The following is a 22,063-nucleotide window of genomic DNA, read 5'->3' as shown; positions in this document are numbered from 1 at the left end:
CGCCTCCCTTTTTCGCGCCACTTTCTCGCCCGGACCGGGGGATTCGAATTTCGCGCGAAGTTGGAACGCTGTGCGCGCCGGTCGAACTTCGCGCGAAATTCGACGGTTCGGCCCCTGCCCGGGTGACACCTAGACGTGGGTCTGCAGCGGCCCGCCGTGGTAGGTGAGGGTGTCGGCGAAGGCGGCGGCGAGTTCCATGTCGCGCTCGTCGGCCTCGGCGTAGGCGCGGTGGAGGTTGAGCACGATGCGCTCGGCGTCCGGCCAGTTGGCGAACTCGCCGAGGTCGCAGTGCTTCGCGGCCTCCAGCGGGCTGAGCCCGTCGATGCGCGCCTTGCGGGCGGTGTCCAGGACGAAGCGGTAGTAGCGGGCGTGGTCCTCCAGGACGCGGGGGAGCGCGGAGCCGGGCAGCGTCGGCCCGTGGCCCGGGACCACGGCGGTGGGCCGGAACCCCGCAAGCCACTCCAGCGACTTCAGCGCGCCCTCCACCGATCCCATGAACACCAGCGGCGTCACCCCGTGGAACAGCAGGTCGCCGCTGAACAGCACGGCCGAGTCCGGCACCCAGGCGACGACGTCGCCGGGCGTGTGCGCGGTGAACCCGGGGTGGTGCAGCTCGATCGCCCGCTCGCCCAGGTGCAGCGTCAGCGAGTCGCGCAGCACCACCGACGGGGCGCGGTGCTCGGTGATCTCCCACCGCGGCGCGGGTTCCCAGATCGGCGGGGTCTGGTCCAGCAGCGTGTCGGCGAGGATGCCGTCCCGGGTCGCGGAGTGTCCGATGAGGACGGTGGAGTCCGGCAGCAGCGCGTTGCCGTGGGTGTGGTCGCCGTGCAGGTGGGTGTTGACCGCGAAGCGGATCGGCGCTTCCCCGCCCACCCCGCGGACCGCCTCCAGGAAGCGCCGGGTGCGCTCGGCGGTCGCGCAGGTGTCGACCAGCACGATCCCTTCGTCGGTGACCACCGCGCCCGCGTTGTTGATCCACCACGAACCGTCCGGCTGGACCCACGCGTGCACGCCGGTGCCGACTTCGGCCAGCGTCGCGCGGTCGGGGGCGGATCGATCGGGGTTGGCTCGGTCGGGACTGGTGTTGGCGTAGCTCAAGGCTCTACCTCCCGGCGGCGCGTGTGGAAGATCGTGGACCACCCAGTGTGCCCTGATCCGCACCCGCTGTGGTGACCGGCCGCCGACGAGTCCCGTCGGGGCTCGCACGTAGGCTGGTGGCGTGGCCGACCCGTCCACCTACCGACCCGCACCAGGCACGATCCCGGACGCCCCGGGCGTCTACCGCTTCCACGACGCCACCGGGCGCGTGATCTACGTCGGCAAGGCGAAGAGCCTGCGCAGCAGGCTGTCCTCGTACTTCGCCGACCTCGCCGGGCTGCACCCGCGCACCCGGCAGATGGTCACCACCGCCACCGGCGTGCAGTGGACCGTGGTGGGCACCGAGGTCGAGGCGCTGCAGCTGGAGTACTCCTGGATCAAGGAGTACGACCCCAGGTTCAACGTCCGCTACCGCGACGACAAGTCCTACCCGGTGCTGGCGGTGACGCTGCACGAGGAGTACCCGCGGCTGCACGTCTACCGGGGTCCCCGCAAGCGCGGCGTCCGCTACTTCGGCCCCTACGCCCACGCCTGGGCGATCCGCGAGACGCTGGACCTGCTGCTGCGGGTGTTCCCCGCGCGCACCTGCTCGGCCGGGGTGTTCAAGCGGCACTCCCAGATCGGCCGCCCGTGCCTGCTCGGCTACATCGGCAAGTGCTCGGCGCCGTGCGTCGGCCGGGTCAGCGCCGAGGAGCACCGGGGCATCGTCGAGGACTTCTGCGACTTCCTGGCAGGTCAGACCGACCAGCTGATGCGCAAGCTCGACAAGCAGATGCAGGCGGCCTCGGCGGAGCTGGAGTTCGAGCGCGCCGCCCGGCTGCGCGACGACCTCGAAGCGCTGCGCCGCGCGATGGAGAAGCAGGCCGTGGTGCTCGGCGACGGCACCGACGCCGACGTGGTCGCCTTCGCCGAGGACGAGCTCGCCGCCGCGGTGCAGGTCTTCCACATCCGCGGCGGCCGGGTGCGCGGCCAGCGGGGCTGGGTGATCGACAAGACCGAGGAGACCAGCACCTCGGAGCTCACCTCGCAGTTCCTCACCCAGTTCTACGGCGAGCAGGCCGCCCTGGCCGACCAGGCCGACGCCGGCGGCACCCCGGTGCCGCGCGAGGTCCTGGTGCCCGACCTGCCCGAGGACTCCGGGACCATCGCGGGCTGGCTCGGCGAACTGCGCGGCAGCCGCGTCAGCCTGCGCGTGCCGCAGCGCGGTGATAAGCGTGCGCTGATGGAAACCGTCGAGCGCAACGCCAAGGAGGCCTTCCAGCAGTACAAGCTGCGCCGCGCCGGTGATCTCACCGCCCGCTCGGCGGCGCTGCAGGAGCTGCAGGAGGCGCTCGCGCTGGACACCGCGCCGCTGCGCATCGAGTGCATCGACGTCAGCCACGTGCAGGGCAGCGACGTGGTGGCCTCCCTGGTGGTCTTCGAGGACGGCGTGCCCCGCAAGTCCGAGTACCGCCGCTTCGAGGTCCGCGAAGGCGCCGAAGGTGGCGACGTGGGTTCGATCGACGAGGTCGTGCGCCGGCGCTTCGCGCGCTACCTCAGCGAGACCGCCAAGGACGAGGCCCCGGAGGGCGAGGTCGCGAGTGCGATCGACCCCGACACCGGCAGGCCCAAGAAGTTCGCCTACCCGCCGAACCTGCTGGTCATCGACGGTGGCGGACCGCAGGCCAACGCCGCGGCCGACGCGCTGACCGAGATGGGCATCACCGACGTCGCGGTGATCGGCCTGGCCAAGCGCCTCGAGGAGGTGTGGCTGCCCGCCGACCCCGATCCGGTGATCCTGCCGCGCACCAGCGAGGCGCTGTACCTGCTGCAGCGCGTCCGCGACGAGGCTCACCGCTTCGCCATCAGCTACCACCGGGCCAAGCGCGGCAAGCGGATGACGAGCTCCACATTGGACTCGATCCCGGGTCTCGGCGAGACTCGACGTGCGGCGCTGCTCAAGCACTTCGGCTCGGTGAAGAAACTTCGCCAGGCCTCGGTCGAGGACATCGTGGCGGTACCCGGGATCGGCCGCAGCACCGCGGAGACCGTGCACGCGGCGCTGGCCGAAGGGACAGCCGGAAAACGAGGGGAACAAAGTGAGTGACGAGCATTCGGGCATCGAGGTCGCGGTCGTCAGCGGCCTGTCCGGAGCCGGCCGCAGCACCGCGGCCAAGTGCCTGGAGGACCTCGGCTGGTTCGTGGTGGACAACCTGCCGCCGGAGCTGATCGCCACGATGGTCGAGCTGGGTGCCCGCTCCAGCGGCCAGATCACCCGCGTCGCGGTCGTGATGGACGTGCGCAGCCGGGCCTTCACCGAAGACCTCGGCTCGGTGATCAAGGACCTCGACGCCCGCGGCTACAAGCCGAAGGTGCTGTTCCTGGAGGCCACCGACGAGGTGCTGATCCGCCGCTTCGAGCAGGTCCGCCGAGGTCACCCCATGCAGGGCGACGGCAGGCTGGCCGACGGCATCGCCGCCGAGCGCTCGCTGCTGTCGCGGCTGCGCTCGGAGGCCGACCTGGTGCTGGACACCACCGGCCTGTCGGTGCACCAGCTGCGCACCAAGATCGAGGACGCCTTCGGCACCGAGGCCAGCACCCGCACCCGGGTGACCGTGCTGTCCTTCGGCTACAAGTACGGCCTGCCGATGGACGCCGACCTGGTGATGGACTGCCGGTTCCTGCCCAACCCGTTCTGGATCCCCGAGCTGCGCGAGTTCAACGGCCTCGACGAGGAGGTCCGCAACTACGTGCTCGGCCAGGAGGGCGCCGAGGAGTTCATGGAGAGCTACCAGCAGCTGCTGCGGCTGGTCGGCGCCGGGTACCACCGGGAGGGCAAGCGCTACCTGACGCTGGCGCTGGGCTGCACCGGCGGCAAGCACCGCAGCGTGGCGCTGGTGGAGGAGCTGGCCCGCAGGCTGGCCGAGGACGACGGGATGATGGTCAAGACGGTCCACCGGGACCTGGGGCGCGAGTGACGGGCGAGGACCGGCCGCTCCGCGCGGTCGCCCTGGGCGGCGGGCACGGGCTGCAGGCGTCGCTGGCGGCGCTGCGCCGGATCACCCCCGACGTGACGGCCGTGGTCACGGTCGCCGACGACGGCGGGTCCTCGGGCAGGCTGCGCCGCGAGCTCGGCCTGCTGCCGCCCGGTGACCTGCGCAAAGCCCTCGCTGCGCTGGCCGACGAGGGCGACCAGGGGCAGCTGTGGTCGCAGGTGTTCCAGCACCGCTTCGGCGGTTCGGGCGCGCTGGCCGGGCACGCCGTCGGCAACCTGCTGCTCGCCGGACTGCTGGAGGTGCTGCGGGACCCGGTCGAGGTGCTTGACCACGCGTGCAAGCTCTTGGGCGTGCGGGGACGAGTGCTTCCGATGTCGACGCGGCCGCTGGACATGATCGGCGACGTCGTCGGACTCGACTCCGATCCGGAGGCCGTGCGCACCATTCGAGGCCAGGTCGCCCTCGCGAGTACGCCCGGTCGGGTGAAACAAGTGCGATTGCACGCCAACGGCGACGATCAGCCGACCGCGTGCCCTCAGGCCGTGGAGGCCGTCACCGACGCCGATCTGGTGCTGCTCGGACCCGGCTCCTGGTTCACCAGCGTACTGCCACACCTGCTGGTCCCGGAGCTGCACGAGGCTCTGGTGACCACTTCGGCGCGCCGCTTCGTGGTGCTCAACCTCATCCCCCAGCCGGGTGAGACGGCGGGCTTCTCGCCCGAACAACACCTCGACGTACTCTCGCAACACGCGCCCCGGCTGAAGATCGACGCCGTGCTGGCCGATGCGGACTCGGTGCCCACCCCGGACCGGCTGCGCTCGGCGGCCTCGGACCTGGGTGCGTGGACCTTGCTGGACAAGATCGCCGCCCCCGCCGTGCCGGGACGGCACGACCCGCAGGCGCTCGCGGCGAGCCTGCGGGCCGCACTGGAGAGGAGGACGGACCAGTGGCGATGACCGCGGCGGTCAAGGACGAATTGAGCCGGTTGTCGGTGAGCAAGACCTGCTGCCGACGAGCGGAGGTGTCGTCGTTGCTGCGCTTCGCCGGCGGATTGCACATCGTCGCCGGCCGGGTGGTGGTCGAGGCCGAACTGGACAGCGGGTCCACCGCGCGCAGGCTGCGCAAGGAGATCCACGAGCTGTTCGGCCACCACTCCGACGTGCACGTGATCACCTCAGGTGGACTCCGCAAGGGCACCCGCTACGTGGTGCGCGTGGTCAAGGACGGTGAAGGGCTGGCCCGGCAGACCGGGCTGCTCGACCCGCGCGGCCGTCCCGTGCGCGGGCTGCCCGCGCACGTGGTCTCCGGCGGCTCCTGCGACTCCGAAGCCGCCTGGCGCGGCGCGTTCCTGGCGCACGGCTCGCTGACCGAGCCCGGCCGGTCGTCCTCCCTGGAGGTCACCTGCCCCGGCCCGGAGGCCGCGCTGGCGCTGGTCGGCTCCGCGCGGCGGATCGGCGTGTCGGCCAAGTCGCGCGAGGTGCGCGGTGCCGATCGGGTCGTGGTCCGCGACGGCGACGCCATCGGCGCGCTGCTGACCAGGCTCGGCGCCCACTCCAGCGTGCTGTCCTGGGAGGAGCGCCGGATGCGGCGCGAGGTGCGCGCCACCGCCAACCGGCTGGCCAACTTCGACGACGCGAACCTGCGCCGCTCGGCCCGCGCGGCGGTCGCCTCGGCGGCCCGCGTGGAACGGGCCCTGGACCTGCTCGGCCCGAACGCCCCCGACCACCTCACGGTCGCGGGACGGCTGCGCCTGGCCCACCGCCAGGCGTCGCTGGAGGAGCTCGGCCAGCTCGCCGACCCGCCGATGACCAAGGACGCGGTCGCCGGACGCATCAGGCGGCTGCTGGCGATGGCCGACAAGCGCGCCCGCGAACTCGGCGTCCCGGACACCGAATCCGCGGTGACCGCGGAGATGCTCGAAGCGGAAGCCTGATCGCTTGATCGCGAATCCCCCTCGGGTGCGTTCCTGACGAACGCGCCGAGGGGGATTCGTCGCTCCTGGGCAGGCCAGGGGCGGCCGAACCGGTGCAGAGATTCCGATCACCGGTGACGCATTCGCGACAGGTCTCGGCGTGGCCCTCTGAACAGCAAAGATGCCGTCGACGTCGGGTTTCGCGGGTATCCTCGGTACCGCTCACCCCCACGCGCCGTGACGGCCCTCGACCGCCCATGTGCGGGGTCTGCCGAGGCAGATAGGGTGAACCCGAGACCATCAACTCACCCGCCGAAGTCATCGGCCGGGTCAGTCACGAGGAGAGATCGGCGTGACCGTTCGCGTAGGTATCAACGGCTTCGGTCGGATCGGGCGGAACTTCTGGCGTGCGGCGACCGCCAGTGATCACGACATCGAGATCGTGGCCGCCAACGACCTGGGCGACGTCGCGACCATGGCGCACCTGCTCAAGTACGACAGCATCCTTGGTCGTCTCGACCAGGAGGTGAAGGTCACCGGTGAGGGCATCGAGGTGGGCGGCAAGCTCATCAAGATCCTCGCCGAGCGTGACCCGGGCAAGCTGCCGTGGGGCGACCTGGGTGTGGACGTCGTCGTCGAGTCCACCGGCTTCTTCACCAACGCCTCCGACGCCCGCAAGCACGTCGACGAGGGCGGCGCGAAGAAGGTCATCATCTCGGCCCCGGCCAAGGGCGAGGACCTGACCGTGGTGCTGGGCGCCAACGACGAGAAGTACGACGGCACGCAGACCATCGTCTCCAACGCCTCCTGCACCACCAACTGCCTGGCCCCGATGGTGAAGGTCCTCAACGACACCTTCGGCATCGAGCAGGGCCTGATGACCACGGTGCACGCCTACACCGCGGACCAGAACCTGCAGGACGGCCCGCACAAGGACCTGCGCCGCGCCCGTGGCGCCGCGGTCAACGTGGTGCCCACCAGCACCGGTGCGGCCAAGGCCATCGGCCTGGTCATCCCGGAGCTCAACGGCAAGCTCGACGGCTACGCCATGCGCGTGCCGGTGCCGACCGGTTCGGTCACCGACCTGACCGCCACGGTGCAGAAGGAAGCCACCGTCGAGTCGGTCAACGAGGCCTTCAAGGCCGCCGCTGCCGAGGGCCGGTTCAAGGGCATCCTCAAGTACAACGAGGACCCGATCGTCTCCAGCGACATCGTCACCGACCCGCACTCGACGATCTTCGACGCGCCGCTGACCAAGGTCATCGGCAACCAGGTCAAGATCGTCGGCTGGTACGACAACGAGTGGGGCTACTCCAACCGCCTCGCCGACCTCACCGCCCTCGTCGGTTCCAAGCTGGCCTGAGCAAGGGAATTGGATTCCACGACTCGGCTTGCGCAGCGGTGCGGTAGCGGAACCTCAGGCGTCCTCTGGCTCCGGGATCCGAGACTGATGTATGTCCAATACACGGCGCTACGGCTGTCCTCGCCAGAGAACGCCTGAGAACCCGCGGCGGTGCAAGTTGCGAGAGTGGTGGAAAGAGCAATGAGACCCGCATGAGCCGCAGCGCTTCCGCCCGGCTCATGCGGGTCTTCCCGTCTCACGTAGGAGTTGAAGCGTGAAGAACCTCGACGATCTGCTGTCCGAGGGCGTGCGCGGTCGTCGCGTCCTGGTGCGCGCCGACCTCAACGTGCCGCTGGACGGCGACAAGATCACCGATGACGGCCGGGTGCGCGCCTCCCTGCCGACCATCTCCAAGCTCAGCGCGGCCGGCGCGCAGGTCGTGGTGACCGCGCACCTCGGCCGCCCGAAGGGCGAGCCCGACCCGCAGTACTCGCTGGCGCCGGTCGCCCGCCGCCTCGGCGAGCTGCTGCACGCCGACGTCTCGCTGGCCGGCGACCTCGTCGGCGACTCCGCCAAGTCCACCGTCGCCGGGCTGGCCGACGGCGGTGTCGCGCTGCTGGAGAACGTGCGCTTCGACGCGCGCGAGACCAGCAAGGACGACGCCGAGCGCGAGTCGCTGGCCGCCGACCTCGCCGCGCTCGTCGGCGACGGCGCCGCCTTCGTCTCCGACGGCTTCGGCGTCGTGCACCGCAAGCAGGCCTCGGTCTACGACGTCGCCAAGAAGCTGCCCGCCTACGCGGGCGGCCTCGTGCTCGCCGAGGTCGAGGTGCTGCGCACCCTCACCGGCGACGCCAAGCGCCCCTACGCGGTCGTGCTCGGCGGCTCCAAGGTCTCCGACAAGCTCGGCGTGATCAAGGCCCTGCTGCCCAAGGTCGACAAGCTGCTCATCGGCGGCGGCATGGCCTACACCTTCCTGGCCGCCCAGGGCCACGGCGTGGGCTCCTCGCTGCTGCAGGAAGACCAGATCGACAACACCAAGGCGCTGCTGGCCGAAGCCGCCGACAAGATCGTGCTGCCGGTCGACATCGTGGCGGGCGACCGCTTCGCCGCCGACGCCGACAAGCAGACCGTCGACGCCGACGCCATCCCCGACGGCTGGATGGGCCTGGACATCGGCCCGCGCAGCGTCGAGCAGTTCGCCGAGGTCCTGCGCGGCGCCGGAACCGTGTTCTGGAACGGCCCGGCGGGCGTGTTCGAGTTCCCGGCCTTCGCCGAAGGCACCCGCGGCATCGCGCAGGCCATCGTCGACTCCGAGGCCTTCAGCGTCGTCGGCGGCGGTGACTCTGCCGCGGCCGTGCGCACCCTCGGCCTGCCCGAGGACGGCTTCTCGCACATCTCCACCGGCGGTGGCGCGTCGCTGGAGTACCTGGAGGGCAAGGAGCTCCCGGGTGTTCAGGTCCTGGAAGGTGACGCCTGATGGCTCGTCAGCCCCTCATCGCCGGCAACTGGAAGATGAACCTCAACCACCTCGAGGCCATCGCCCTGGTGCAGAAGCTCGCCTTCGCGCTGCCGGAGAAGTACTTCGCCAAGGTCGAGGTGGCGGTCATCCCGCCGTTCACCGACATCCGCAGCGTCCAGACCCTGATCGACGGCGACAAGCTGCTGATCAAGTACGGCGCGCAGGACGTCTCCGAGCACGAGTCCGGTGCCTACACCGGTGAGGTCTCGGGCCCGATGCTGGCCAAGCTCGGCTGCAGCTACGTCGTGGTCGGCCACTCCGAGCGCCGCGAGTACCACGCCGAGACCGACGAGCTGGTCAACAAGAAGGTCCGGCAGGTCCTCAAGAACGAGATGACGCCCATCCTGTGCGTCGGCGAGGCCCTCGACGTCCGCGAAGCCGGCGGGCACGTCGAGCACTGCACCACGCAGCTGATCAACGGCCTCAAGGGCCTCAAGGCCGAGCAGGTCCGCGGCACCGTCATCGCCTACGAGCCCGTGTGGGCCATCGGCACCGGCAAGGTGGCCACCGCCGCCGACGCCCAGGAGGTGTGCGGGGCGCTGCGGCAGGCGCTGTCGGACAAGTACGGCAAGGAGATCGCCGACGAGATCCGCGTGCTCTACGGCGGCTCGGTGAAGTCCAGCAACATCGGCGAGCTGGTCGGCCAGACCGACGTCGACGGCGCGCTGGTCGGCGGCGCCAGCCTGAACGCCGACGAGTTCGCCAAGCTCTCCGCGATGGCCGCGGGCGGCCCGCTGCCGTGACCGACGCGAGAGGGCACCGCCGGTTCCGGCCGGTGGTGCCCTCTCGTCGTTTCGGGTGAATTCCGCTTCGAGAATCCCGGTGGCCGGTTCTCGCCCGCCGAAGAATCCGAGGTCGTCGTGTGGGACCCTCGGTGCGTAAGTGGGTGGACTGGTCAACTGGGGGTCGGCGGGCCGGTACTCTAGGTTGCGAACCGCTGTGCGAACGAGGACGATATGACTCTTTTCCTGCAGATCATGTTGATCGTGACGAGTGTCCTGCTGGTGCTGCTCGTCCTGCTGCACCGGGCCAAGGGGGGCGGGCTCTCCTCGCTGTTCGGCGGCGGTATGCAGTCAAACCTGGCCGGCTCCAGCGTGGCGGAGAAGAACCTCGACCGAATGACGCTGTTCGTCATGGCGCTGTGGGTCATCTCCATCATCGGCGTCGGCCTGTTGATCAAGATCGGTTGATCGACCGGCCGCACGGACGGTCGAGAAACCCCGGGCCGCTTGGTGGGTGAGGATGGATGTCTGGCGGTAATGCCATTCGCGGCACTCGTGTGGGGTCGGGCCCCACGGTAGGCGAGTCTGAACGGGGGGAAGCCGCTCCGCGGAAGCGGATCGACTACTGGTGCGCCAACGCGCATCACAGCAGGCCGTCGTTCGCGCTCGACGCCGAAGTGCCGGAGGAGTGGGACTGCCCGCGCTGCGGACTGCCCGCAGGGCGGGATGAGCAGAACCCTCCCTCGGCCAAGCGCAACGAGCCGTACAAGAGCCACCTCGCGTACGTGAAGGAGCGGCGGAGTGATGAGGACGGGATGAAGATCCTGGACGAAGCGCTCGCAAAGCTCCGCGAACGCAAGGGGCGTTGATTTTTTATCAGAATCCGGGTCTGGGATCTTCTTCCCAGGCCCGGATTTTGCTGTTGTCGGGTTTCGTGAAACTACTCCGTGGTCCCTGTGCGTAGCGGTGCCAGAAGCGGAACCTCAGGCGCCTTCTGGCTCCGGGATCCGCGACTTGTGTATGTCCAATACACGGCGCTGCGGCTGTCCTCCCCAGAAGGCGTCCGAGAACCCGCGGCGGTGCCAGCGCCTTAGGTGGGGTAAGGAGAAACCGGCTTCGCCGGTTGCCTGACGGTGGTTGGTTGGTTTGGGCTTGGCTGTTGTTGTTACTGGCGGGTAGGGTTTTTGCAGTTCTGCTGCTTTTCCCGGGAGGGTTTGATGGGCTTGGCTACTGCTGATCTGGCGGACCGCGAGGGGCCGGAGGTGCGCAGCTGCGACGTGCAGTTCCGCGACTACGGGGGTGTGGTGGCCTTCGAGGGGCGGATCCGGACCGTCACCTGCTTCCAGGACAACGCGCTGCTGAAGAAGACCCTGTCCGAGCCCGGTGACGGAGCGGTGCTGGTCATCGACGGTTCCGGCTCGATCCACACCGCGCTGGTCGGCGACATCATCGCCGAGCTGGGCCGGTCCAACGGGTGGAGTGGGATCATCGTCAACGGCGCCATCCGCGACTCCGCGGTCATCGGCGGCATGGAGTTCGGCGTGAAGGCCCTGGGCACCAACCCGCGCAAGTCCACCAAGACCGGCGAAGGCGTCCTCGACGAGGTCGTCGAGCTCGGCGGTGTGAAGTTCGTGCCCGGCGAGTACGTCTACGCCGACAGCGACGGGGTCGTCGTGGTCAGCGAACCCTGATCACCTGCTCGACGTAGGGTGCACGCGTGAGCGTCATCCCTGCTGTTGAGCGCGGGTTCGCCGCCGTCGCGCGGCGTCCGTCGGTGCCGATCGTGCTGGGCTTCGCAGCCCTCATCGCGATCGGCACCGCTTTGCTGATGATGCCCTTCTCGGCCGAGAGCGGTGAGCGCACCGAGCTGCTCCCGGCACTGTTCACCGCCACCTCGGCGGTGTGCGTGACCGGGCTGATCGTGGTGGACACGCCCACCCACTTCTCCACCGCCGGGGAAGTGATCATCCTGGTGCTCATCCAGCTCGGCGGCCTCGGGATCATGACCGTCGCCTCGCTGCTGAGCCTGCTGATGTTCCGCCGGTTCGGGCTGCGGATGCGGCTGACCGCGCAGGCCGAGACCAAGGCGCTCGGGCTCGGCGACGTGCGGCGCACGGTCACCCGCGTCATCGCGCTGAGCCTGCTGTTCGAGCTGGTCGTGGCGGTGCTGTTGACCGCGCGACTGATCACCGGCTACCAGCAGGGGCTCGGCCGGGCGATCTACGAGGGCCTCTTCCACGCGATCTCGGCGTTCAACAACGCCGGGTTCGCGCTGCGCAGCGACAACCTGGTCTCCTTCGCCACCGACCCGTGGTTCATCCTGCCGATCTGCCTCGCCGTGATCGCCGGAGGGCTCGGCTTCCCGGTGTGGGTGGAGATCTTCCGCCACCTCCGCGAATCCCGCCGCTGGACCATGCACGCCAAGGTCACGCTGCTGGCGACCGCGTTGCTGCTGGTCGTGGGCGCGGCCGGGATCACCGCCGCCGAGTGGACCAACCCCGGCACCCTCGGCCCGATGTCCTGGCCCGGCAAGCTGCTCGCCGGGTTCTCCAGCGGCGTCATGCCGCGCACCGCCGGGTTCAACAGCCTCGACGTCGCCGCCTTCCACCCCGGTACCCTGCTGCTGCAGGACATCCTGATGTTCATCGGCGGCGGCAGCGCCGGAACCGCCGGAGGCATCAAGGTCACCACCTTCGCGCTGCTGGCGTTCGTGATCCTCGCCGAGATCCGCGGTGAGCCCACCGTGCACGTGATGGGCAGGCAGCTGCCGGCGGCCGTGCAGCGGCAAGCGCTGACGATCGTGCTGCTCGGCGTCGCGTCCGTGATGCTCACCGTGCTGGTCCTGCTGGCCATCAGCCCGTTCGGGCTCGACCAGGTGCTGTTCGAGGCCGTCTCGGCGTTCGCCACCGTCGGCCTGTCCACCGGGATCACCGCCCAGCTGCCGGCCTTCGGGCAGGTGCTGCTGGTGCTGCTGATGTTCATCGGCAGGCTCGGCCCGATCACCCTGGCGTCCGCGCTCGCGCTCCGCGAACGCGTCCGCCGCTACGAACTACCGGAGGAGCGACCCATCGTTGGCTAGGAACGACGACACCAACCAGATCGTGGTCATCGGCCTCGGCCGGTTCGGCAGCTCGCTGGCCGCCGAACTCGTGCGCCGCGGCTCGGAGGTGCTGGCGCTGGACTCGCGGCCGAACGAGGTGCAGCGCCACGCCGACGAGCTCACCCACACCGCCGTCGCCGACAGCACCGACCCCGAGAGCCTGCGGCAGCTCGGCGTGCACCAGTTCAAGCGGGCCGTGGTCGCCATCGGCACCGACCTCGAGGCCAGCATCCTCACCACCTCGCTGCTGTCCGACTTCGGCATCCCGCACATCTGGGCCAAGGCCACCAGCCGGCAGCACGGCCGCATCCTCGAACGGGTCGGCGCGCACCACGTGGTGCTGCCCGAGCACGAGATGGGGGAGCGGGTCGCGCACCTGGTCAACGGCCGGATGCTGGACTACATCGAGCTCGCCGAGCACTACGCGCTGGTCAAGACCCACGCGCCCGCCGAAGCCGTCGGCCGCACGCTCGGCGAGCTCAAGCTGCGCTCCAAGTACGGCGTGACGGTCGTCGGCATCAAGCGGCCCGGCGAGGACTTCACCTACGCCACCGCCGACACCGAGGTCGGCCGGGGGGACACGCTCGTCGTCGCCGGGACGACCGCCCAGGTGGAGGCCTTCGCAGACCGCACCTGATTCAGTATGCTTCTGCATACAGTCGTGTGCAGGAGGTTTGTGGTGGTGGACTTCGACGTCGTGGTGGTCGGTGGCGGCAACGCCGGGTTCTCGGCGGCGCACTCGGCCGCCGAGAACGGAGCCCGGGTGCTGCTGCTGGAGAAGGCGCCCGAGGACGCCGCAGGCGGCAACTCCTACTACACGGCCGGGGCGTTCCGGTTCACCTTCGACGACCTCGACGAGATCGCCGACCTGCTCGAACCCGACGAGCGCCACCCCGACTCGGTGGTTCCCGCCTACCCGGCCGCCGCCTTCCGCGCCGACATGGACCGGGTGACCGGCGGCCGCTGCGACCCGGTGCTCACCGACGTGCTCGTCTCCCGATCCACCGACACCGTGCGGTGGCTCGCGAGCAAGGGCCTGACCTGGCGGTTGATGTACGAGCGGCAGGCCTACCTCTCCGGCGGCAAGTGGGTGTTCTCCGGCGGCCTGCACGTCGGCACCGTCGGCGGCGGCAAGGGGCTGATCGCCGAGCACACCGCCGCCGCGCTGCGAGAAGGCGTCGAGATCCGCTACGGCGCCGAGGTGACCGCCCTGCACCTCGACGACCGCGGCGTCACCTACCGGGCCGACGGCGTCGAGCACCGGGTCTCGGCCGGTGCGATCGTGCTGGCGGCAGGCGGTTTCGAGGCTTCGGCGGAGCGCCGCGCCCGCAACCTCGGCCCCGAGTGGGCCCGGGCGCACGTGCGCGGCACGCCCACCAACACCGGCGACGTCCTCGACCTGGCGCTGGCCGCAGGCGCGGCGCCGCACGGCGACTGGACCACCTGCCACAGCACCGCGTGGGACGCCGACGCCGACCCCGACGGCGGCGACCGGGAGCTGACCAACCAGCTGACCCGGCAGAGCTATCCCATCGGCATCGTGGTCAACCGGGCGGGGGAGCGGTTCGTCGACGAGGGCGCGGACTTCCGCAACTACACCTACGCCAAGTACGGACGGGAGATCCTGCGCCAGCCCGACGGCCGGGCCTTCCAGCTCTTCGACGCGAAAACCCGCCCGCTGCTGCGCTCCGAGGAGTACGACTCGCACCCGATCGCCGCCGCCCGGGCCGACACGCTGCTGGAACTCGCCGCAGCGCTGGGAATCGACGCCCAACGGCTCGACCGCACCGTGCGGGAGTTCAACGAGTCCATCGTGGACGCCGAGTTCGACCCGGCCGTCAAGGACGGGCGGGCCGCGCGCGTCGAACCGCCCAAGTCCAACTGGGCCCTCGCGCTGGACACCCCGCCCTACTACGGGTTCGCGGTGGGCTGCGGCATCACCTTCACCTTCGGCGGTCTGCACGTCGACGCCGCGGCCCGAGTGCTCGACACCTCCGGCGCGCCGATCGCGGGCCTGTTCGCCTGCGGTGAGATGGTCGGCGGGCTGTTCTCCGGGAACTACCCGGGCGGCAGCGGGCTGACCTCGGGTGCGGTGTTCGGCAGGCTCGCCGGGGCCGGTGCCGCGACCGCCTGAGTATCCTGGCGTTCTGCCAGGTGGATCGAGCGACGAAGGAGATGGCGGCCCTGTCCGAGGTGTACGAGCGGCTGCGCGGCGAGATCGTGGACGGCACCTTCGACGCCGGCGCCAACCTGGTGGAGATCTCCCTCGCCGAGCGGTACGGCACCAGCCGCACGCCCATCCGCGAAGCCCTGCGCAGGCTGGAGCAGGACGGCCTGGTCGAACGCGGTGACCGCGGCATGCGGGTCCGCACCCGCAGCCCCGAGGAGATCCTGGAGATCTACGAGGTCCGCATCGCCCTCGAAGCCACCGCCGCGTCGGCCGCCGCGACCCGGCACGGGGACTTCGACCTCATCCGCATCCACAAGGCCCAGTCCGTCATGGACGCCGTCTCACCCGAGGACTCGGCGGCGATGGCGGCCGCCAACCGCGCGGTCCACGAGGCGATCTGGGCCGCGAGCCACAACGGCACGGTCGTCGACCTGCTGACCAGGCTCAACAACCACCTCACCCGCTACCCGGCCACCACCCTGGAGATCCCCGGCCGCTGGGCCGAAGCCCTCGCCGAGCACCACGACCTCATCCAGGCCATCGAATCCCGGGACCCGGACCGAGCGGGCGGTCTCGCCAGAACCCACATGACCAGGGCCAGAGACCTCCGCCTCCAGCTCTACCGAGACGCCTGACCAGCACTCCCCGGAATACCGCCGTAATCCGTCCCCGGATTACCGCCGTAATCCGTCCCCCGATTACCGCCGTAATCCGTACCCCGATTACTCCGGTAATCCGGGTTGTGATTGCTGCGGTGGTCCGGGTTTCAGCGGGTGTAGTGGTTTTGGACGACCTGGGCCATCGCTTCGCGGGCGACCGTGGTCAGGGACTTGGCGCTGAAGTAGAGGTCGCCCTTGACGTGGGGTTGGCCCGCGTTGAACGCGAGGTGGTGGGTGAGTTCGGCCGGGTCGGTCCAGTTCGGTTGGCCGACCTTGTAGGCGGCCTGGCCGATGTAGAGGTCCACGCCGGTGCCCGCGACCGTCTTCGACCACCACGGCACGACGGCGGCGTAGTCGGCCGACGGGTGCCCGAACTGCCAGTACACCTGGGGCGCGATGTAGTCGACCCAGCCCTCCCGGACCCAGCGACGGGTGTCGGCGAAGATCGACGAGTACGACTCCATGCCCTTGGTGTTCGACCCCGCCGGATCGCTGCTGGCGTTGCGCCAGATGCCGAACGGGCTGACGCCGAACTCGGCGTCCGGCCGGGCCGCGTGCACCCGCTCGTCCAACCCCGACACCAGCTCGTCGACGTTGTCCCGGCGCCAGTCGTCGATGTTGTCGAACCCCTTGCCGTGCGCGGCGAAGGTCCGCTCGTCCGGGAGCGGCTGGCCCGCGACGGGGTAGGGGTAGAAGTAGTCGTCGAGGTGCACGCCGTCGACGTCGTAGCGCGACACCGCGTCCATGATCGCGGCGCTGACGAACTCGCGGGCCTGCGGCACGCCCGGGTCGTAGTACAGCTTGCCGCCGTAGGAGAACGTCCACTCCGGGTGGAGCCGGGCGGGGTGCGTGGGGACCAGCGAGTTCGGGTCGTCGGTCATGCTCACCCGGTACGGGTTGAACCAGGCGTGGAACTCCAGACCGCGCTGGTGGGCCTCGTCGATCAGGAACCGCATCGGGTCGTAGCCGGGATCGCGGCCCTGCTGCCCGGTCAGCCAGTGCGACCACGGTTCCAGCGCCGACGGCCAGAACGCGTCAGCAGTGGGCCGGACCTGCACGAACACCGCGTTCATCCGGTTCGCCACGGCCTGGTCCAGCATCTCCCGGTACTCGGCCTTCTGCTGCTCCGCCGACAGCCCCTGGCGGCTCGGCCAGTCGGTGTTGGCGACGCTGGCGATCCACACGCCGCGCATCTGCGTGCTCGACGGCGCGGCGACCCCGGCCGTGCCCAGCAGTCCCACCAGGACCGCCGCCAAACCCAGTGCCGTGCCGAGCAAACTGAGCTTCCGCATCGGATCCCCTTCGCCGCGATCATCGACCGCGCCACAGCGTATTGCCGAACCCGCCCCGCCGCACTGACCATCACCGATCAGTGCGAACGAAAACGCGCCCCCTTCAGGAAGAAGGAGGCGCGTTCACGTTCTTGCCGGTTCTCAGCTCAGCTCGGCCGCCGCGTCGGCGTCGAGGAGCCAGAGCGTGCGGTCGCGGCCGACGGCTCCCGCGGCGGGGATGTCGACCGGCTTCGCGCCGCCCAGGGCCGCCGCCACCGGTTCGGCCTTGGCCTTGCCGGTGGTCATCAGCCAGACCTCGCGCGCAGCGCCGATCGCGGGCAGCGTGAGCGAGATCCGGGTCGGCGGCGGCTTCGGGCAGTCGTGCACGCCCACCACGGTCCGGGATTCCTCCCGCACGTACGGGGTGTTCGGGAACAGCGAGGCGGTGTGCCCCTCCTCGCCGACGCCCAGCATCAGCACGTCGAACGACGGCACCGACGCGCCCTCGGGCGCCAGCCCGGCGAGCAGCTCGGCGTAGTGCGCCGCTGCGGCGTCCGCGTCGGAGCCGAACTCGCCGTCGGAGGGCGCCATCGGGTGCACCCGGGACGGGTCGACGTCGACGTGGTCCAGCAGCGCCTGCCGGGCTTGGGTCTCGTTGCGCTCGCCGTCGCCTGCGGGCAGGAACCGCTCGTCGCCCCAGAAGACGTCCACCGCGGACCAGTTCACCGCGTCCAGCGCGGGGGAGCGGCGGACCTGCTCCAGCACGCCGATGCCGGTGCGGCCACCCGTGAGCACCACCGACGCCGAGCCGCGAGCGGCCTGCGCGTCGGTGATCGCGGTGATCAGCCGGGCCGCCACCGCGGCGGCGAGCACGTCACCGCCGGAGTGGACCAGCGCCTCGGGACGGCTCACTGCTCCTCCTCTTCGGAGTTGTCCTCATCGGCGGAGTCCTCGCCGCGCACGATGCCCTGGAGACCGCCGAGGGTGACCTCGTAGATCTCGTCCGGGTCGAGGCGGCGCAGCTCCTCGCTCAGGCAGTCCTGGACCTCGCGGCGCTGCAGCGAGATCCGCCGGTCCGGCTGCCCCGGCTGGGTCAGCGTGCCGACCTTGCCGTCCGGGCGGACGATCTCGACGTTGCCGGAGGGGCGCTCCAGCACCGCCGAGTAGATGCCCGAACCCGGCCGCGAGCTCTCCAGCCGACGCACCGGGATGTCCAGGTACGCCGACAGCCAGCCCGCCAGCAGGTCCGTCGACGGCGAGTCGGCCGCGCCGGTGACGGTGGCGGCGGTGACCCGCTCGTGCGGCGGCAGGTCCATCGCGGCCGACAGCATCGCCCGCCAGGACGTCAGGCGCGTCCAGGCCAGGTCGGTGTCACCGTCCACGTAGGACTTGATCCGCTTCTGCAGCGACTCGATCGGGTTCGCCTCGGCCGCCGCGTCGGTGATGCGGCGGTGCGACAGCGCGCCCAGCGGGTCCTTCGCCGGGGCCTCCGGCGCGTCGGTCGGCCACCAGGTCACCACCGGGGCGTCCGGCAGCAGCAGCGGCACGACCGACCCCGCGCCCTCGTCGGCCAGCGGGCCGTACAGGCGCAGCACGATGACCTCGGAGGCACCGGCGTCACCGCCCACGCGGATCTGCGCGTCCAGCCGGGGAGCGGCTTGGCGGGCACCGCTGGCCACCACGATCACGCGGCACGGGTGCTCGCGGCTCGCCTCGTTGGCGGCCTGGATCGCCTTCTCCACCTCGGTGCCGTCGCCGGTGGCGATCACCAGCGTCAGCACCCGGCCGAGCGCCACGGCGCCACCGGACTCGCGCAGCTCCACCAGCTTCTTGTTGACCTGCGAGGTGGTTGTCGACGGCAGGTCGATGATCACGGTCGCCTCCAGACGCGTCCGGTGCGGGCCAGCATCTCGTCCGCCGAGGACGGACCCCAGGTGCCGGCCTTGTACGGCTCGGGCTTGCCGCGCGATTCCCAGTGCTCCAGCACCGGGTCCAGGATGTTCCAGGACAGTTCGACTTCTTCGTTCACCGGGAACAGCGAGGGCTCACCCAGCAGCACGTCCAGGATCAGCCGCTCGTAGGCCTCCGGCGAGGACTCGGTGAAGGCGTGGCCGTACCCGAAGTCCATCGTGACGTCCCGGACCTCCATCGAGGTGCCCGGAACCTTCGCGCCGAAGCGCATCGTCACGCCCTCGTCCGGCTGCACCCGGATGACCAGGGCGTTCTGCCCCAGCTCCTCGGTCATGGTGGAGTCGAACGGCAGGTGCGGCGCGCGCTTGAACACCACGGCGATCTCGGTGACCCGGCGGCCCAGCCGCTTGCCCGAGCGCAGGTAGAACGGCACGCCCGCCCAGCGGCGGCTCTCCACCTCGAGGGTGATCGCCGCGTAGGTCTCGGTGATCGAGTCGGACGCGAAACCGCCCTCCTCGTGCAGACCCGGAACCAGCGAACCGCCCTGCCAGCCACCGGTGTACTGGCCGCGCGCGGTGGTGTGGTCGAAGGGACCCACCGGCTTGGTCGCCGAGAGCACCTTGATCTTCTCCGCGCGCAGGTCGTCCGGCGAGAAGGAGACCGGCTCCTCCATCGCCGTCAGCGCCATCAGCTGCAGCAGGTGGTTCTGGATGACGTCCCGGGCCGCGCCGATGCCGTCGTAGTAGCCCGCGCGACCGCCCAGGCCGATGTCCTCGGCCATCGTGATCTGCACGTGGTCGACGTAGTGCGCGTTCCAGATCGGCTCGAACAGCTGGTTGGCGAAGCGCAGCGCCAGGATGTTCTGCACCGTCTCCTTGCCGAGGTAGTGGTCGATGCGGAACACCGACTCCTCGGGGAAGACGTCGTTGACGATCCGGTTGAGCTCCTTGGCGCTGTCCGAGTCGTGGCCGAACGGCTTCTCGATGACCACCCGGCGCCAGCTCTCGTCGGTCGGGTCGGTCAACCCGGACCGGGACAGCTGCTTGAGCACCGTCGGGAACGCCGACGGCGGCACCGACAGGTAGAAGGCGTGGTTGCCGCCGGTGCCCCGGTCGGCGTCGAGCTCCTTGACGGTCTCGGCGAGCTTGTCGAACGCCGCGTCGTCGTCGAAGGAACCCGGCACGAACCGGATGCCCTCCGCCAGCCGGTCCCAGACCGTCTGGTGGAACGGGGTCCGCGCGTTCTCCTTGACCGCCTCGTAGACGACCTGCATGAAGTCCTGGTCGGCCCAGTCGCGGCGGGCGAACCCGGTCAGCGCGAAGCCCGGCGGCAGCAGGCCGCGGTTGGCCAGGTCGTAGATCGCCGGCATCAGCTTCTTGCGGGAGAGGTCACCGGTGACGCCGAAGATCGTCAGGCCGCACGGCCCGGCGATCCGCGGGAGTCTCTTGTCCCGGGCATCTCGCAGCGGGTTGGTCCATTCACTGCTCGTGGTCACGCCTGTCCCCCGAGGTTCTGCACGGCCTTGACCAGCTCGACGAGCCCGGCCGCGCGGTCGGTCAGGTGCAGTCGCAGCACCGGACGGCCGTGGTCGGCCAGCACCTGGCCGTCACCCAGCGCCTGGGCGCGCTGCAGGCCCGCCAGCGTGTACGGCCGCTCCGGCACCTCCAGGTCGGCCTCGGCGTCGCCGGTGATCTGCAGGAAGACGCCGTTCTGGTGGCCGCCCTTGTGGTACTGCCCGGTGGAGTGCAGGAACCGCGGACCCCAGCCGAAGGTGGTCTGCAGCCCGGTCCGTCGCGCCAGTTCGATGCGCAGCACCGCGGCCGAGGCGTCGTCGAGGCGGTCCAGGTAGGCCTGGATCGCCAGGTAGCCGCCGGTCGGCGCGGTGGCCAGGAACGCGCGCAGCACCTCGGTCACGTTGCCCACGCCCGCCGAGGCCCACTCGCCGGAGGTGTGCACCTCGACGGAACCGTCGACGGTCGCCGGGGTCACCACCGGGCCACCGGAGGGCCCGTCCAGCAGCGCGCGGGCGGCCTTCTTCGCGGCCTCCACGTCGGGCTGGTCGAACGGGTTGATGCCCAGCAGCCGACCGGCGATCGCGGTGGCGAACTCCCACAGCAGCAGCTGCCCGCCGAGCGGGCCGCTGGTGCTGATCCGGGCGGCGTCGATGCCCGGTCCGATGGCCACGGTCGTGGCGTCCGAACCGGCGTCGGCGAAGCCCGGCGCCTCGGCGTTCTCCACGACGACCGGCAGCACGCCGGTGCCGTTCTTGCCGGTGGACTCGGCGATGAGCTGCTCCACCCAGTCGCCGAACCCGGCGATGCCGGATCCGCTGTCGGCGAAGACCAGCTTCTCGGCGCCCTTGGCGTGCGCCGCACCGATGGCGGCGGCCAGCTGCAGCGCCGGGTTCACGGCCGAGTCCTGCTTGAGGGTCTTGAACGCGGTCGCGGCGTCGTCGAGCAGACCGGCGATGTCGGCGCCCGCCAGACCGGCCGGGACGAGACCGAACGCGGTCAGCGCCGAGTAGCGGCCGCCCACGTTCGGGTCGGCGGTGAAGACCTTGCGGTAACCGGCCTCGCGGGCCGCGGTCTCCATCGGGGAACCGGGATCGGTGACCACGATGATGCGGGTCACAGGATCGATTCCGTTTTGCTCAAAGGCCTTTTCGAAGATCCGGCGGTGGGAGTCGGTCTCGACGGTGGTGCCCGACTTGGAGGAGACGACCAGCACGGTCCGCTCCAGGTCACCGGCCAGCGCGTCGGCCACCTGACCCGGGTCGGTGGTGTCGAGCACGGTCAGCGGGACACCGGCGGTACCGGTGATCACCTCGGGCGCCAGCGAGGAACCGCCCATGCCTGCCAGCACCACGCGGTCCAGCCCGTCGGCGTGCAGCTCGGCGCGCAGCGCGTCGATCTCGGCCAGCAGCGGCCGGGAGCTCTCGGCCAGCGTCGTCCAGGACAGGCGGATGGAGGCCTCGGGCTCGGCGTCGGCGCCCCACAGCGTGGCGTCCTGGGCGGCGAGCTTGCCGGCAACCGCATCGGCGGTCAGCCGGTCGACCAGTGGGCGAGCCTCGGCCGCCAGCGCCGTGTCGGCGATTTCGACAGAAACATCGGTTGCCATGAAGATCCTTCAGGGCTCGAAAGAGTTTTCAGTTCGTAGGTGATTCTCGCCGATCCGGGCCGGTGCGACATGACGCCGCACCGGCCCGGACCGGCTCAACGCACGTGGCGTTACTTACTTGGCCTGCTCGAGCTGAGCGGCGACGGTGTCGAGGAGTTCGGTCCAGGACTTCTCGAACTTGTCGACGCCCTCGGTCTCCAGCGCCTTGAACACGTCGTCGAGGTCGATGCCCGCGGCGGCGAGGTCGTCGAAGACCTGCTGGGACTC

20 protein-coding genes are annotated in these 22,063 nt (G+C 70.4%); 14 read left to right on the top strand and 6 right to left on the bottom strand.

Features of this window, described 5'->3' with window-relative positions:
• Positions 1 to 129: 129 nt before the first annotated feature.
• Positions 130 to 1,098 carry an MBL fold metallo-hydrolase gene (locus R4I43_RS08740; RefSeq protein ID WP_324265052.1) on the bottom strand — a complete coding sequence of 323 codons (969 nt, stop codon included), beginning with the start codon at positions 1,096 to 1,098 and terminating at the stop codon, positions 130 to 132.
• Positions 1,099 to 1,219: 121 nt separating this feature from the next.
• On the opposite strand from R4I43_RS08740, the gene uvrC reads away from it, so the two are divergent.
• The 14 genes from uvrC to R4I43_RS08670 all read left to right on the top strand — a co-directional run bounded on the left by uvrC (position 1,220) and on the right by R4I43_RS08670 (position 15,473).
• The gene (gene uvrC / locus R4I43_RS08735) at positions 1,220 to 3,184 is read left to right on the top strand and encodes an excinuclease ABC subunit UvrC (protein WP_324265051.1); all 1,965 of its coding nucleotides are present in this window, start codon (positions 1,220 to 1,222) and stop codon (positions 3,182 to 3,184) included.
• Positions 3,177 to 4,055, top strand: a complete 879-nt coding sequence (rapZ, locus tag R4I43_RS08730) for an RNase adapter RapZ (protein ID WP_281453716.1) — start codon at positions 3,177 to 3,179, stop codon at positions 4,053 to 4,055. The genes uvrC and rapZ overlap by 8 nt, the downstream gene beginning before the upstream one ends.
• Complete coding sequence (locus R4I43_RS08725; RefSeq protein WP_324265050.1) at positions 4,052 to 5,029, top strand: gluconeogenesis factor YvcK family protein; 978 nt, start codon at positions 4,052 to 4,054, stop codon at positions 5,027 to 5,029. Before rapZ ends, R4I43_RS08725 begins: the two co-directional genes overlap by 4 nt.
• Positions 5,020 to 6,006, top strand: a complete 987-nt coding sequence (whiA, locus tag R4I43_RS08720) for a DNA-binding protein WhiA (RefSeq protein WP_324265049.1) — start codon at positions 5,020 to 5,022, stop codon at positions 6,004 to 6,006. The genes R4I43_RS08725 and whiA overlap by 10 nt, the downstream gene beginning before the upstream one ends.
• Positions 6,007 to 6,337: 331 nt before the next feature.
• Positions 6,338 to 7,348: a type I glyceraldehyde-3-phosphate dehydrogenase gene (gap, locus tag R4I43_RS08715; protein WP_324265048.1), complete on the top strand. Its 1,011-nt coding sequence runs from the start codon at positions 6,338 to 6,340 to the stop codon at positions 7,346 to 7,348.
• A 253-nt stretch (positions 7,349 to 7,601) separates the two neighbouring features.
• Entirely contained in the window at positions 7,602 to 8,804 is a 1,203-nt protein-coding gene (locus R4I43_RS08710) for a phosphoglycerate kinase (protein WP_324265047.1), read from the top strand.
• Positions 8,804 to 9,589: a triose-phosphate isomerase gene (gene tpiA, locus R4I43_RS08705; protein ID WP_324265046.1), complete on the top strand. Its 786-nt coding sequence runs from the start codon at positions 8,804 to 8,806 to the stop codon at positions 9,587 to 9,589. Before R4I43_RS08710 ends, tpiA begins: the two co-directional genes overlap by 1 nt.
• A gap of 213 nt (positions 9,590 to 9,802) precedes the next feature.
• Entirely contained in the window at positions 9,803 to 10,036 is a 234-nt protein-coding gene (gene secG, locus R4I43_RS08700; protein WP_010310736.1) for a preprotein translocase subunit SecG, read from the top strand.
• Between the two features lie 56 nt (positions 10,037 to 10,092).
• Complete coding sequence (locus tag R4I43_RS08695) at positions 10,093 to 10,437, top strand: RNA polymerase-binding protein RbpA (protein ID WP_324265045.1); 345 nt, start codon at positions 10,093 to 10,095, stop codon at positions 10,435 to 10,437.
• Positions 10,438 to 10,785: 348 nt separating this feature from the next.
• Positions 10,786 to 11,259 carry a ribonuclease E activity regulator RraA gene (rraA, locus tag R4I43_RS08690; protein WP_324265044.1) on the top strand — a complete coding sequence of 158 codons (474 nt, stop codon included), beginning with the start codon at positions 10,786 to 10,788 and terminating at the stop codon, positions 11,257 to 11,259.
• Between the two features lie 35 nt (positions 11,260 to 11,294).
• Positions 11,295 to 12,647, top strand: coding sequence for a TrkH family potassium uptake protein (locus R4I43_RS08685; protein WP_324265329.1), 1,353 nt, complete (start codon positions 11,295 to 11,297; stop codon positions 12,645 to 12,647).
• Complete coding sequence (locus tag R4I43_RS08680) at positions 12,640 to 13,305, top strand: potassium channel family protein (RefSeq protein ID WP_324265043.1); 666 nt, start codon at positions 12,640 to 12,642, stop codon at positions 13,303 to 13,305. The genes R4I43_RS08685 and R4I43_RS08680 overlap by 8 nt, the downstream gene beginning before the upstream one ends.
• A 42-nt stretch (positions 13,306 to 13,347) precedes the next feature.
• Complete coding sequence (tcuA, locus tag R4I43_RS08675) at positions 13,348 to 14,802, top strand: FAD-dependent tricarballylate dehydrogenase TcuA (protein WP_324265042.1); 1,455 nt, start codon at positions 13,348 to 13,350, stop codon at positions 14,800 to 14,802.
• Between the two features lie 20 nt (positions 14,803 to 14,822).
• Positions 14,823 to 15,473, top strand: a complete 651-nt coding sequence (locus tag R4I43_RS08670) for a GntR family transcriptional regulator (protein ID WP_324265041.1) — start codon at positions 14,823 to 14,825, stop codon at positions 15,471 to 15,473.
• A gap of 131 nt (positions 15,474 to 15,604) precedes the next feature.
• Here R4I43_RS08670 and R4I43_RS08665 read toward each other — a convergent pair whose 3' ends face one another.
• The 5 genes from R4I43_RS08665 to R4I43_RS08645 form a co-directional block, all read right to left on the bottom strand.
• A complete protein-coding gene (locus R4I43_RS08665; protein ID WP_324265040.1) occupies positions 15,605 to 16,789 on the bottom strand; it encodes a glycoside hydrolase family 10 protein in 1,185 nt (394 codons plus the stop codon).
• Between the two features lie 141 nt (positions 16,790 to 16,930).
• Positions 16,931 to 17,680, bottom strand: coding sequence for a 6-phosphogluconolactonase (pgl, locus tag R4I43_RS08660; protein WP_324265039.1), 750 nt, complete (start codon positions 17,678 to 17,680; stop codon positions 16,931 to 16,933).
• A complete protein-coding gene (gene opcA / locus R4I43_RS08655; RefSeq protein ID WP_324265038.1) occupies positions 17,677 to 18,642 on the bottom strand; it encodes a glucose-6-phosphate dehydrogenase assembly protein OpcA in 966 nt (321 codons plus the stop codon). Before opcA ends, pgl begins: the two co-directional genes overlap by 4 nt.
• Positions 18,639 to 20,174 carry a glucose-6-phosphate dehydrogenase gene (gene zwf, locus R4I43_RS08650; RefSeq protein WP_324265037.1) on the bottom strand — a complete coding sequence of 512 codons (1,536 nt, stop codon included), beginning with the start codon at positions 20,172 to 20,174 and terminating at the stop codon, positions 18,639 to 18,641. The genes opcA and zwf overlap by 4 nt, the downstream gene beginning before the upstream one ends.
• Complete coding sequence (locus R4I43_RS08645; RefSeq protein WP_324265036.1) at positions 20,171 to 21,796, bottom strand: glucose-6-phosphate isomerase; 1,626 nt, start codon at positions 21,794 to 21,796, stop codon at positions 20,171 to 20,173. Before R4I43_RS08645 ends, zwf begins: the two co-directional genes overlap by 4 nt.
• Positions 21,797 to 22,063: the final 267 nt, after the last annotated feature.

It is taken from the genome of Saccharopolyspora mangrovi (assembly GCF_035320975.1).
In the GTDB taxonomy this organism is placed as follows: Bacteria; Actinomycetota; Actinomycetes; order Mycobacteriales; family Pseudonocardiaceae; genus Saccharopolyspora; species Saccharopolyspora mangrovi.
Note: the sequence above shows the minus strand (reverse complement) of the source record. Positions and strands in the feature narration are given on the sequence as shown.